Annotated in this window: 15 protein-coding genes; 14 read left to right on the top strand and 1 reads right to left on the bottom strand. The window is 45.4% G+C overall.

What is annotated here, in order from left to right:
* Positions 1-83: 83 nt before the first annotated feature.
* From WMO65_RS21500 to rsfS, 14 genes are all read left to right on the top strand, one after another.
* The gene (locus WMO65_RS21500) at positions 84-1,022 is read left to right on the top strand and encodes a LysR family transcriptional regulator (protein WP_148393665.1); all 939 of its coding nucleotides are present in this window, start codon (positions 84-86) and stop codon (positions 1,020-1,022) included.
* A 228-nt stretch (positions 1,023-1,250) separates the two neighbouring features.
* A complete protein-coding gene (locus WMO65_RS21505) occupies positions 1,251-3,110 on the top strand; it encodes a TIGR03960 family B12-binding radical SAM protein (protein ID WP_033139565.1) in 1,860 nt (619 codons plus the stop codon).
* Complete coding sequence (locus tag WMO65_RS21510; RefSeq protein ID WP_148393666.1) at positions 3,100-3,807, top strand: TIGR03936 family radical SAM-associated protein; 708 nt, start codon at positions 3,100-3,102, stop codon at positions 3,805-3,807. The genes WMO65_RS21505 and WMO65_RS21510 overlap by 11 nt, the downstream gene beginning before the upstream one ends.
* A complete protein-coding gene (locus WMO65_RS21515) occupies positions 3,791-5,008 on the top strand; it encodes a ribonuclease E/G (protein ID WP_148393667.1) in 1,218 nt (405 codons plus the stop codon). Before WMO65_RS21510 ends, WMO65_RS21515 begins: the two co-directional genes overlap by 17 nt.
* An 8-nt stretch (positions 5,009-5,016) precedes the next feature.
* Complete coding sequence (locus tag WMO65_RS21520) at positions 5,017-5,508, top strand: NUDIX hydrolase (RefSeq protein WP_033139568.1); 492 nt, start codon at positions 5,017-5,019, stop codon at positions 5,506-5,508.
* Positions 5,489-6,493, top strand: a complete 1,005-nt coding sequence (locus WMO65_RS21525; RefSeq protein WP_256139591.1) for a CPBP family intramembrane glutamic endopeptidase — start codon at positions 5,489-5,491, stop codon at positions 6,491-6,493. The genes WMO65_RS21520 and WMO65_RS21525 overlap by 20 nt, the downstream gene beginning before the upstream one ends.
* Positions 6,494-6,680: 187 nt before the next feature.
* The gene (gene rplU, locus WMO65_RS21530; protein WP_033139570.1) at positions 6,681-6,986 is read left to right on the top strand and encodes a 50S ribosomal protein L21; all 306 of its coding nucleotides are present in this window, start codon (positions 6,681-6,683) and stop codon (positions 6,984-6,986) included.
* A 2-nt stretch (positions 6,987-6,988) separates the two neighbouring features.
* Positions 6,989-7,321, top strand: a complete 333-nt coding sequence (locus tag WMO65_RS21535) for a ribosomal-processing cysteine protease Prp (protein WP_033139571.1) — start codon at positions 6,989-6,991, stop codon at positions 7,319-7,321.
* Positions 7,322-7,325: 4 nt separating this feature from the next.
* Complete coding sequence (gene rpmA, locus WMO65_RS21540; RefSeq protein WP_018598162.1) at positions 7,326-7,613, top strand: 50S ribosomal protein L27; 288 nt, start codon at positions 7,326-7,328, stop codon at positions 7,611-7,613.
* A gap of 127 nt (positions 7,614-7,740) precedes the next feature.
* Entirely contained in the window at positions 7,741-9,033 is a 1,293-nt protein-coding gene (gene obgE / locus WMO65_RS21545; RefSeq protein WP_103732820.1) for a GTPase ObgE, read from the top strand.
* An 8-nt stretch (positions 9,034-9,041) separates the two neighbouring features.
* Entirely contained in the window at positions 9,042-9,332 is a 291-nt protein-coding gene (gene yhbY, locus WMO65_RS21550; protein ID WP_033139573.1) for a ribosome assembly RNA-binding protein YhbY, read from the top strand.
* A 27-nt stretch (positions 9,333-9,359) separates the two neighbouring features.
* Positions 9,360-9,998, top strand: coding sequence for a nicotinate-nucleotide adenylyltransferase (nadD, locus tag WMO65_RS21555; protein WP_033139574.1), 639 nt, complete (start codon positions 9,360-9,362; stop codon positions 9,996-9,998).
* A complete protein-coding gene (gene yqeK, locus WMO65_RS21560; protein ID WP_033139575.1) occupies positions 9,988-10,590 on the top strand; it encodes a bis(5'-nucleosyl)-tetraphosphatase (symmetrical) YqeK in 603 nt (200 codons plus the stop codon). The genes nadD and yqeK overlap by 11 nt, the downstream gene beginning before the upstream one ends.
* Positions 10,587-10,940, top strand: a complete 354-nt coding sequence (gene rsfS, locus WMO65_RS21565; protein WP_054353217.1) for a ribosome silencing factor — start codon at positions 10,587-10,589, stop codon at positions 10,938-10,940. Before yqeK ends, rsfS begins: the two co-directional genes overlap by 4 nt.
* 173 nt (positions 10,941-11,113) lie before the next feature.
* Here the strand turns inward: rsfS and lexA are convergent, their stop codons facing one another.
* Positions 11,114-11,740: a transcriptional repressor LexA gene (gene lexA / locus WMO65_RS21570; protein ID WP_033139577.1), complete on the bottom strand. Its 627-nt coding sequence runs from the start codon at positions 11,738-11,740 to the stop codon at positions 11,114-11,116.
* Positions 11,741-11,887 lie beyond the last annotated feature (147 nt).

An 11,887-nucleotide genomic window follows, 5' to 3' on the forward strand; every position in this document is an offset into this window, starting at 1 on the left:
GTTGTAGTGGTAAAGGGGGCCTCAATATCTTTTCCGGCAGAGCGTTAGAGGCATTCTTTCTGATTTAGACAGGAGATTAGGACATGACATTCAGGCAAATGGAGTTATTCGTAGCGGTATGTGAATATAAGAGCATTAATAAGACATCTGCGGCGTATCATATTTCGCAGCAGGGGATATCAAAGACCATCCGGGAAGTGGAGGAGGAGCTTGGTTGTGTGCTTCTGAACCGGGATATTAACGGTGTGTCGCCGACAAGGTTTGGGACGTATTTTCTGAATGAGTGCCGTATTATTCTGGAGAGGAAGAATTATGTGTGCTCCCATATCACGCAGATTGAGGATATGCCGCAGGAAACGATTTATCTGGGTATGGCATTCGGGGTGGTTTCTTCGCTGCCTTACCGGCTGATAGGGGATTTTGAAAGGCTGCATCCCCATGTGAAGATCGAGTATTCAGACCATACGGATTACTATCTGGAAAGTCTTGCGAAGAAGGATGAATATGATTTTTGTATCACGACGGGAGTGGTGGACAGGGAGAGGCTTTCATCGGAGCTGTTGTTTCAGGAGGGCGTGTATCTGTGTATTCCGTGTACCCATGAATTGTATGAAAAAGAAAAGATTACCATGGAGAATTTGAAAGGGCAGAGATATGCCATGTTCAGCACGCAGTTTCATATCCGCCATAATTTTGACACTGCCTGCAGGAATGCGGGCTTTGAGCCGGAGATAGTGATTGCGTCCAGTGATTTTAATTCACTGAAAGAGATTGCCCAGCACAATAATCTTCTGTTTGTGGTTCCGGGCCATACGATTCGGCCGGATGATGCCAGGCTTCGGTATGAGAAGTTCCCTGATGACAGATTTACCTGGGATGTGAATTTTGTTAAGAAAAATAATAAAGTGCTGACAGAGAATATGATGGCATTTTACCGTTATCTGAAAGAACAATTTCCGAAAAAAAATGTGCCCCCTTTGGGGGAGGAATCTCCGGTAAGTAATCTCCCTGCGGATTGTTGATGATTCCGGTGTTTTGCCTGCACAGACCAAATTTTACTTGAAGTTCTTCCTCAAACTGCGTATAATTGAACAAGCATGCATCACAGTGATACAAATTGTGTTTGTGAGGCAGCATTCATATGGACAGTATACTGCATGGAGCTATAATTGTGTCGGCCTGTGTTGAGATGTGGGCTGAAGGAATAGTTTGATATTGTGTATATTTTTAAAAAATATCAAGGAGAAATAATGAGAAAATTAGCTTTAAGTGATGAAATATTACTAAAAATCGAGAAACCCGCCCGCTATATTGGTAATGAGGTAAACTCGGTAAATAAGAACAAAGATGAGGTGGATATACGTTTTGCCATGTGTTTCCCGGATGTGTATGAAATCGGAATGTCCCATCTGGGAATACAGATATTATATGATATGTTTAATAAAAGAGAGGATGTATGGTGTGAACGTGTCTACTCTCCATGGCCGGATTTAGACGCGGTTATGCGCAAAAAGCAGATTCCGTTATTTGCGCTGGAATCCCAGGATCCCATAAAAGACTTTGATTTTCTCGGCATAACCATCCAGTACGAGATGTGTTATACGAACATTCTGCAGATTCTGGATCTGAGCCATATGCCCCTTCGCGCGAAAGACAGAGGGGAAGAATACCCCATCGTCATAGGCGGAGGTCCTTGTACCTATAACCCGGAACCGCTGGCCGAGTTCTTTGATGTGTTCTATATCGGTGAGGGAGAAACGGTTTTTGATGAATTTCTGGACATCTATAAGGAATATAAAAAAGTTGGAAAAAGCAAAAAAGAATTTTTAGAACGCGCCGCCGAAATACCGGGTATTTATGTTCCGGCATTTTATGACGCGTCGTACCATGAGGATGGGACACTTGCGTCCTTTACCCCCAATAATCCGCATGCCAAAGAGATAATTGAAAAACAGGTTGTCATGAACCTCTCAGATGTCTGTTATCCGGAAAAGCCGGTGGTGCCGTTTATCAAGGCCACACAGGACCGTGTTACCCTGGAAATCCAGAGGGGATGTATCCGGGGATGTCGTTTCTGCCAGGCAGGGATGATTTACAGACCGACCAGGGAGCGCGATGTGGAATTCCTGAAAAAGACGGCCCAGGCTATGCTTGAAAGTACCGGGCATGAAGAAATTTCCCTGAGTTCCCTAAGCTCCAGTGATTATTCCAAACTGCCGGAATTGATAGATTATCTGATTCAGGAGTGTTCCGCAAGAAATGTGAACATCTCCCTTCCTTCCCTGCGTATTGACGCCTTTTCTCTGGATGTTATGAGCAAGGTTCAGGATATCAAGAAGAGCAGTCTGACTTTTGCCCCGGAGGCGGGAACACAGCGTATGCGCGATGTGATCAATAAAGGACTGACAGAGGAAGTTATCTTAAACGGTGCGGCAGAAGCATTTGCCGGAGGCTGGACCAGAGTGAAGCTGTATTTTATGCTGGGACTCCCCACGGAGACAGAGGAGGATATGAAAGGCATTGCCCATCTTGCTGAAGAAGTCGCCAAGAAATATTATGAAATACCAAAAGAACAGCGCCGGGGCAGATGCCAGATCGTAGCCAGTACGTCCTTTTTCGTGCCGAAACCGTTTACCCCCTTCCAGTGGGCTTCCATGTGCCGCAAAGAGGAGTATCTGGCAAAAGCAAAAGTTGTGAAAGATGAGATCCGTGCGCAGCTAAACCAGAAGAGTATCAAATACAATTACCATGAGGCAGATGTCACGGTGCTGGAAGGGATTTTGGCAAGGGGTGACAGACGTATCTGTGATGTTCTGGAGCTGGCCTACAAAAACGGGGCTGTTTTTGATGCATGGTCCGAATATTTCCGTTATGATATCTGGATGAAGGCCTTTGAAGAACTGGGCATTGATCCGGAATTTTATACGCTTCGTGAGCGTCCGGCTGATGAATTGTTCCCCTGGGACTTTATTCACGCGGGGGTAGCAAAAAAATTCCTTCTAAAAGAATGGGAGAGAGCAAAAGAGGGAGTTGTGACACCAAATTGCCGGGTAAAATGTTCCGGCTGCGGAGCAGCTTCTTATAAAGGAGGTGTCTGCATTGAAGGTTAGAGTGAAATTTGCAAAAGAAGGGGCCATGAAATTTATCGGTCATCTGGATATCATGCGGTATTTCCAGAAAGCTGTAAAACGCGCAGGACTGGATGCGGCATTTTCAGAAGGATACAGTCCTCACATGATTATGTCCTTTGCCTCACCTCTGGGTGTGGGGATAACCAGCACAGGTGAATACTTTGATTTAGAGCTTAAGAGTGCCTCTTCATCAGAAGAAATGGTAAAAAGGCTGAATGATGCCATGGTGGAGGGAATGCGCATTTTAAGCATCCGCCAGGTAGAAGAAGGCAAGGCGGGAAAGGCCATGTCTCTTGTGGCTGCTGCTGACTATGTACTCACCTTTCGGGAGGGAAAAGAGCCGTCAGAGGACTGGAAGAAGAAAATTGCGGAATTTACGGCCCAGCCATCCATCACAATCTTGAAAAAGACAAAGAAAAGTGAAAAGGAAGTGGACATCCGCCCCTTTATATATCATATGGAAGAAAATGAGGGGAGCATTTACCTGACTCTGGCGGCGGGGAGTTCCAACAACACCAAGCCTGAGCTTGTAATGGAAGCTTTCTGTGCATTTTTAGGTGTGCCTTACGATGAATGGGCCTTTATGGTGCATAGAAGCGAACTTTATGCCGACAACGGCACAGAGGAGGAGCGGCATCTCGTGCCGCTGGAAAATTTAGGTGAGGAAATTGAGTAAGCTGATTCTGACGCCTATGGATATTTCCGGCAGAAAACGGCTGGCGGCGGCCCTTGTGCAGGACGGGCGTGTCTGCCAGCTTGACTTGTGCCGGTTTGAACATAAGAATATTTTGGGCAATATTTATGTGGGAAAAGTAAAAAATATCGCTGAAAATATACGTGCGGCCTTCATAGAAATAGCGGATGGCATCATGTGTTATTACTCTATGGACGAAAAGGCAATTCCTATCTATACCAACCGGAAAAAAAACGGGAAGCTGAAGCCGGGTGATGAACTCCTGGTGCAGGTGTGCAGAGAGCCCATCAGGGGAAAGCTTCCCTGTGTGACCTGTGATCTGAATTTCTCGGGAAGATATTTGGTTGTGACCGCTCTTAAGGCTGTGCCGGGGTTCTCGGGGAAATTAAACGCAGAGGAGAAAAAGAGGCTGAAGGAAATACTCAGTCCCATTCTGCCGGATGATGCCGGTATCATTGTGCGCACTAACAGCAGAAACGCATCGGAGGAAGAACTGCAGTCCGAGCTGGAACGGCTGATGAAATGCCTGCATCAGGTAAAAGAAAAAGCCCTGACAAGAACCTGTTTTTCCCTGATACATGAAAATCTGCCGGAATACCTGCAGGTTTTGCAGAATGTGTATGAACAGGACCTGGATGAGATCGTCACAGACGACAGAGAGCTTTGTGACCAGGTTTCACGCTATCTGGAATACTATGGAATGCCGGCTGATAAGCTGCGTTTCTATGAGGATAAGCTTCTGCCTCTGTCACGCTTATATTCACTGGAATCAGTACTCAAAGAGGCGGTTTCTGAAAAAGTGTGGCTGAAATCAGGGGCGTTTTTAGTGATCCAGCAGACAGAGGCATTTGTCTCCGTTGATGTGAACACCGGAAAATATACCAGTAAAAAGGATTCCCAGGAGACCTTCCGGAAAATTAATCTGGAGGCAGCCAAAGAGATCGCAAGGCAGCTCCGTCTCCGCAATCTGTCCGGAATGATCTTAATAGATTTCATTAATCTGAAAGAGCAAAAAGATAAAGATGAGCTGCTGCAGGCCCTGCAGAGATACCTGAATCAGGACCCGGTCAAGGGGAATGTGGTGGACATTACGAAACTGAATATTGTGGAAGTGACCCGCAAAAAAATAAGGAAATCCCTGGCAGAAGAGCTTCGGGAAGAATATCAGGAAAGTGTAAGGTAATCATAGTTATGAAAGTAAAATCCATGCTTACAACGCTGTGTTATATTGAGAAAGGCGACAGCTATCTGATGCTGCACCGGATTAAAAAAGAGTCTGATGTAAATAAAGACAAATGGATTGGTGTGGGCGGACATTTTGAGGAGGATGAAAGTCCGGAGGACTGTCTTTTACGGGAAGTAAAAGAGGAAACGGGCCTGACGCTTACTTCCTACAAATTCAGAGGCATTGTCACCTTTATTTTCAAACCCCTGACAGGGGAACCGGACACAGAATATATGTGTCTCTACACAGCAGATGGATATGAAGGCACTCTGTGTGCCTGCAATGAGGGCACTCTGGAATGGGTACAGAAAAAAGAAGTGCTGAATCTGAACCTTTGGGAGGGGGACAAGATATTCTTCAAGCTTTTAGATGAGGACCATCCTTTCTTTTCCCTGAAATTAATGTATCAGGGAGATACATTACGTGAGGCGGTGTTAGATGGAAAACGGATACGATGATTTCGGAAACCTGCAGAAGAAAAAACTGAAGCCTGTACACGGAATACTCCTGTTTGTACTGGTTATGGCTTCCTACTATACAATTATTGCCTGGATGCAGATGAAGTTCGGTATGTACGGGCTGGCAATGACGGAGCTGTACCTGCTTTTGCTGTCCGTGGGAATCACGGTGCTTTGCGGTGCGGATCTTGCAGAGGTCTTTCCGATCAGAAAACCGGCATGGAGCAAAGTCTTCGGGACACTGCTTTTGTGGGCAGGAGTCTACGCCCTGGTTCTGCCGGCTACCATGGTGATCGCATGGCTGTTTCCAAGGCAGATGTTCGGTACCGGCAGCGCTCTGAATGATATGATCGCCAGTGTGCCGCTGCTGCTTTCTGTATTTATAACGGCTGTAATGCCTGCTGTCTGTGAGGAGGCAATGCACAGAGGTGTAATTCTGCACAGCCTGAAAAGCCTGAAACGCGAATGGCTGATCGTGCTGGTCATGGGAATCCTTTTCGGCCTGTTTCATGGCAGTGTATGGCGCTTTGTGCCAACTGCGCTGCTGGGCGGAGCCTTGTCCTGGCTGATGCTTAAAACAGAGAATATGGTTTATCCGGCACTGTTTCATTTCGCAAATAATTTTCTGCCGACGCTTCTTACTTTTGGACAGACTGAAAATGATGCAGCGGCAGGTGCGGAATACCTCATGGAAGCAGGTATCCCCATGGCAGCACTGGGAATCTATGTGGCGATTGGCTGCGTGGCACCATTTGCCATTTATACGGCGGGTTATCTGATACGAAGGGAAAAAGGAAGAAAAGTGCCCTATTTTCCGAAAGAACATCAGACATTCTGGATCGTATTTCTCACCATCTGTTCCGTGATACCGGCAATGATAGGCGGCGTGTTATTTTTGTATGGGATTTTCTTTGAGGACTCCCTGTGGGAGATGATAAGGCAGAGTCCGGTGGAAAATTTCACCGTTTTTCTGAAATACCTGTAACGGTTCGGTACAAACCTCCTTTGGTGATGGCTTTTTTGTACAAAATTCCTACAAAATTTTCAAGAATATATTGACGAACAGATATTCTTGTGCTATTATAAGCGAGTATGCCGCACAAAGAGGTTTGAAGCGCTGTGAAATAGTCAGCCACCATAATTTGGCGAGTAATGATAATAGGAGGTGCCATATGTACGCAATTATTGCAACAGGTGGTAAACAGTACAAAGTAGCCGAAGGCGATGTTATCAGAGTAGAAAAACTTGGAGCAGAAGCTGGAGAAACTGTTACATTTGACCAGGTCCTTGCCGTAAACAATGATGGGTTAAAAGTTGGTGAAGACGTAGCAAGCGCTACTGTAACCGCGTCTGTAGTTGAAAACGGTAAAGCAAAAAAGGTTATCGTTTACAAATATAAACCGAAAACCGGATACCACAAGAAAAACGGTCACAGACAGCAGTACACCAAAGTTAAGATTGAAAAAATCAACGCTTAATTATGACGTACATTACGTTTTATCAGGACAGTGACGGTGTTGTGACAGGCTTTGACACCAGTGGACATGCCGGGTATGCCAAGCAGGGTGAGGATATCATCTGTGCAGCTATTTCCGCTCTTGTCATCAATGCGGTGAATTCCATTGAAGAGTTTACAGAAGATGCTTTTAAAGTGGATGTAGACAGGGAAAATGGCGGTATCGTATTCAGGCTGGAGGCAAAACCTTCCAAAGAAGCAGCATTGTTGCTGAATTCCCTCATTCTCGGATTGCAGAGAATGGAAGACGAAGAAGAAAACAGACAATATATTGATGTCATATTCGAGGAGGTGTAAGGACATGTTAAGAATGGACCTTCAGTTTTTCGCTCATAAAAAAGGTGTGGGTTCTACCAAGAACGGTAGAGATTCCGAATCCAAAAGACTGGGCGCAAAGAGAGCAGACGGACAGTTTGTAAAAGCCGGAAATATCCTTTACAGACAGCGCGGAACAAAAATTCATCCGGGTGTGAATGTAGGACGCGGCGGCGACGACACTTTATTTGCATTAGTAGATGGTGTTGTTCGTTTTGAGAGAAAAGGCAGAGACAAAAAACAGGTTTCTGTAGTACCGGTAACAGCAGAGTAACAATGGAATCTGCGCTTGCAGGTTTTCTATTGTCATGAATTAAGGGAGGCTTCAAATCGTTTTGGTTTGAAGCCGCTTTTTTTAGCAATATATCTGCTAAGGCAGATTTAGAAAGTCAGAGGTTTTTATGTTTGCAGACAGAGCAAAAATCACAATCCGTTCCGGAAAAGGCGGTGACGGCCATGTGAGCTTCCGAAGAGAACTTTATGTTCCAAACGGCGGTCCTGACGGCGGCAACGGCGGCAGAGGCGGAGACGTTATCTTTGAAGTGGATAAAGGTCTGAATGCCTTGACCGATTATCGGCATAAACGAAAATACGCGGCAGAGAACGGACAGGAAGGCGGCAAGAAGAGATGTCATGGCGCCGACGGAAAAGATATTATTTTGAAAGTTCCGGAAGGAACCGTGATCAAGGAAGCAGCTTCCGGAAAAGTCATTGCTGACATGTCCGGAGAAAACAAAAGACAAGTAGTGTTAAAAGGCGGAAGAGGCGGCAAAGGAAACATGAACTATGCCACAGCTACCATGCAGGTGCCAAAATATGCCCAGCCGGGACAGCCGTCCCAGGAGCTTGAGGTGATGCTGGAACTGAAAGTGATAGCAGATGTGGGACTTATCGGATTTCCAAACGTTGGAAAATCCACCCTGCTGACAAGAGTGAGCAATGCCAGGCCGCAGATAGCCAACTATCACTTTACAACTATCAATCCTCATCTGGGAGTTGTAGATCTGGAAGGCTGTGACGGATTTGTCATTGCGGATATTCCGGGTCTGATCGAGGGTGCATCAGAAGGTGTGGGACTTGGCCATCAGTTCCTGCGTCATATTGAGAGGACCCGCGTACTGATCCATCTGGTGGATGCAGCGTCCACAGAGGGAAGAGATCCCATAGATGATATTTATAAAATCAACAAAGAACTGGAAGCTTATGATCCAAAACTCATGGAGCGTCCCCAGGTGATCGCTGCCAACAAGACAGATATGATCTACAGCGAGGACGAAGATCCGGTTGAACGCATCAGACAGGAGTTTGAACCTCAGGGAATCCGAGTGTTTTCCATATCCGCAGCTACAGGAAAAGGTCTGAAGGAACTTCTCTATTATGTGAAGAGTCTTCTGGACAAGATCGACAAAGAACCAGTTATATTTGAACAGGAATTCTTCCCGGAAGATGTGCTGATCACAGAGAATCTTCCGTATACCGTAAAACAGGATGAAGAGGACGAGCACTTGTTCTATATAGAAGGGCCGAAGATTGAGAAGATGCTGGGATATACCAATCTGGATTCAGAGAAAGGATTTTCTTTCTTCCAGAAGTTCCTTAGGGAGAGTGGTATTCTGGCTGACCTGGAAGCAGCGGGAATTGAAGAAGGCGACACTGTACGGATGTACGGCTTTGATTTTGATTATTACAAATAGGAGATAACATGACAAGTAAACAGAGGGCGTATTTAAAAGGTCTTGCAATGACCATGGACCCCATCCTGCAGATTGGGAAATCCAGCCTGACACCGGAAAACACGGCGTCTGTCGCTGAGGCGCTGGAGGCCAGAGAACTGATCAAGATAAATGTTCTCCAGAACTGCATGGATGATCCGAGGCAGATTGCAGAAATGCTGGCTGAGAGGACTAAATCCCAGGTGGTACAGGTGATTGGCAAGAAAATTGTTTTATATAAAGAAGGAAAAAAAGAAAAGAAGAAAATATTTCTTCCATAATAGGATATCCTGATAAGAGGAACAGTCATGTGCGAGAAAAGAAAACGAGTGGGCATCATGGGCGGGACTTTTGATCCCATCCATATTGGACATCTGATTTTGGGCGAGACAGCCTATGAGCAGTTTGACTTAGACCAGGTACTTTTTATGCCTGCAGGAAATCCTCCCCACAAGAGGAATCGTCTTCACCGGGCAACGGATGAACAGCGCAGTGAAATGGTGAGAAGGGCGATCGCTTCCAATCCGCACTTCTCCCTCTCTTTGGAGGAGATGAATGAGGATGGATTCACCTACACTTACAGAACGCTGGAACGTCTGAGGGCTGAGCACCCGGATACAGATTATTTCTTTATTCTGGGAGCTGACTCTCTCTTTGATTTTGACAAATGGAGAGAACCGGGCAGAATATGCAGAGCGTGTACTGTGGTGGCGGCGACCCGGAATCATACCAGTCAGGAACGGCTGGATGAGGCGATTCGTTTCCTGGAGGAAAAATACAGCGGAACCTTCCGCAAACTGAATTCCCTGAACATAGACATTTCATCGGCTATGCTCCGCTCCTGGATAGCAGGGCAGAGGACTATAAAGTATTATGTGCCTGACAATGTCATTGCATATATCAGGGAGAACCATATTTACGAGGAATGTGATACGGATGAACTATGATTTGAAAGCCTTTTCAAAAAAGCTGAAAAAGCATCTTGATGAAGAACGGTATGTGCATACTCTTGGGGTTATGTACACAGCAGCAGCATTGGCTATGGCCCACGGCTGTGATTTGGAAAAGGCGCAGACAGCAGGCCTGCTTCATGACTGTGCGAAATGCATACCAAATGAGAAGAAGCTGAAGCTGTGTGAAAAAAAGAATATTCCGGTATCTGAGATAGAAGAGAAGGCACCCTTTCTTCTTCACTCGAAACTGGGAGTTTATATAGCAAGAAAAAAGTATGAGGTAGAGGATAAGGAGATTCTGTCTGCTATCCGCTGGCATACCACAGGCAGGCCGGAGATGACACAGCTTGAAAAGATCATCTATCTGGCAGATTATATTGAACCGGGCAGGGATAAGGCACCCAATCTGGATAAAGTGCGCAGGCTGGCCTTTGAGGATTTGGATGTGTGCATGTATGAAGTGCTGAAAGATACCCTGGATTATCTAGGGAGCAATCCGAAGACACTGGACCCGGCTACAAAAGAAGCATTTATCTATTATGAAGAAATTTATAACAGAAAAACACAGAAGGAGGCAAATATATGAACAGCAAGGAAATTGCACGGATGGCGTGTGAAGCACTGGAAGACAAAAAAGCGCTGGAAGTAAAGATCATTAATATAGAGAAAGTCTCCACTTTGGCAGATTATTTTATTATTGCCAGCGGCAGCAACCGGAATCAGGTGCAGGCCATGGCGGATAATGTGGAAGAAATTCTTGGAAGAGCGCAGATTGAACCAAAACAGATTGAGGGATACCAGAACGCAAACTGGATTCTCATGGATTACAGGGATGTGGTGATTCATATTTTTGATGAGGAAAACCGCCTTTTCTATGATTTGGAGAGAATCTGGAGAGATGGCTCCCTGATCGAAAAGGAAGAACTGGATAAATAAAAAAGTTTCGTGTTTTGGATAATTTGGTATTTTAAGGGGCTGCCGTACAGATGGTTATTTCTGTACGGCAGCTTTTGCTGTCCTGTAAAACGATTATCACCCAACAGGACTTTTTTGTTTATTTGATAACTCTGCTATATGTATATCCTTTAGATGGTACGGATTCTGAACCTTTATTTCATAAAACGGAATACTCCGATCACTTTGCCGAGAACCTGAAACTGCTGGTCCGGTGATATGACAATGGGGTCCATAAAATCATTTTCCGGCTGCAGACGGATATGATCTTTTTCTTTGTAGAAGGTCTTGATCGTTGCGGAATCCTCCACAAGTGCAACAACCTTATCGCCATTTTCGGCATTCTCCTGCTTCTCCACCACTACATAATCACCGCTGAATATTCCGGCATTGATCATGCTGTCACCCTGTACGACCAGCATAAAGGTCTGCTTGTTGGGCATGTATTCGGAGGGAATGGGGAAGTAGCCTTCTACGTTCTGTACTGCCAGAAGCGGTTCGCCTGCGGCAACTTTTCCGATGATAGGTACATTTACGGTCTCTCTTCTCACCAGATTGAAGTTGTCATCCACAATTTCGATTGCCCGCGGTTTGGTGGGGTCCCTTCTTATATAACCGTTTTTCTCCAGCGTCTCCAGATGGGAGTGGACAGAGGAAGTGGACTTTAAATTGACTGCCTCGCAGATCTCGCGTACAGACGGCGGGAAACCGCGGTTCAGGATTTCATTTTTCATATATTCTAAAATTTCGGATTGTTTTTTACTGATTTTTCCATATGACATAAGTGATACCTCCGGTTCTGTTTGAGTGGGGTTTATGATCGATGTGATATTGTCTGATACTCTCACAGTTATTTAAAAATATAATAACATATTTCGGCATGAAATGCAAACAGATATTCGGAATATTTGTTCGATTCCTATTGACAA

It is taken from the genome of Blautia caccae (assembly GCF_040095955.1).
Taxonomy (GTDB): domain Bacteria; phylum Bacillota; class Clostridia; order Lachnospirales; family Lachnospiraceae; genus Blautia; species Blautia celeris.

What these genes read in the sequence shown, in the direction of transcription:
- rsfS (WP_054353217.1), top strand. Translation starts at nt 10,587, where the DNA reads ATGAACAGCAAGGAAATTGCACGGATGGCGTGTGAAGCACTGGAAGAC.
- WMO65_RS21500 (WP_148393665.1), top strand. Translation starts at nt 84, where the DNA reads ATGACATTCAGGCAAATGGAGTTATTCGTAGCGGTATGTGAATATAAG.
- yhbY (WP_033139573.1), top strand. Translation starts at nt 9,042, where the DNA reads ATGACAAGTAAACAGAGGGCGTATTTAAAAGGTCTTGCAATGACCATG.
- lexA (WP_033139577.1), bottom strand. Translation starts at nt 11,740, where the DNA reads ATGTCATATGGAAAAATCAGTAAAAAACAATCCGAAATTTTAGAATAT.
- WMO65_RS21525 (WP_256139591.1), top strand. Translation starts at nt 5,489, where the DNA reads ATGGAAAACGGATACGATGATTTCGGAAACCTGCAGAAGAAAAAACTG.
- WMO65_RS21520 (WP_033139568.1), top strand. Translation starts at nt 5,017, where the DNA reads ATGAAAGTAAAATCCATGCTTACAACGCTGTGTTATATTGAGAAAGGC.
- rplU (WP_033139570.1), top strand. Translation starts at nt 6,681, where the DNA reads ATGTACGCAATTATTGCAACAGGTGGTAAACAGTACAAAGTAGCCGAA.
- nadD (WP_033139574.1), top strand. Translation starts at nt 9,360, where the DNA reads ATGTGCGAGAAAAGAAAACGAGTGGGCATCATGGGCGGGACTTTTGAT.
- WMO65_RS21505 (WP_033139565.1), top strand. Translation starts at nt 1,251, where the DNA reads ATGAGAAAATTAGCTTTAAGTGATGAAATATTACTAAAAATCGAGAAA.
- rpmA (WP_018598162.1), top strand. Translation starts at nt 7,326, where the DNA reads ATGTTAAGAATGGACCTTCAGTTTTTCGCTCATAAAAAAGGTGTGGGT.
- obgE (WP_103732820.1), top strand. Translation starts at nt 7,741, where the DNA reads ATGTTTGCAGACAGAGCAAAAATCACAATCCGTTCCGGAAAAGGCGGT.
- yqeK (WP_033139575.1), top strand. Translation starts at nt 9,988, where the DNA reads ATGAACTATGATTTGAAAGCCTTTTCAAAAAAGCTGAAAAAGCATCTT.
- WMO65_RS21535 (WP_033139571.1), top strand. Translation starts at nt 6,989, where the DNA reads ATGACGTACATTACGTTTTATCAGGACAGTGACGGTGTTGTGACAGGC.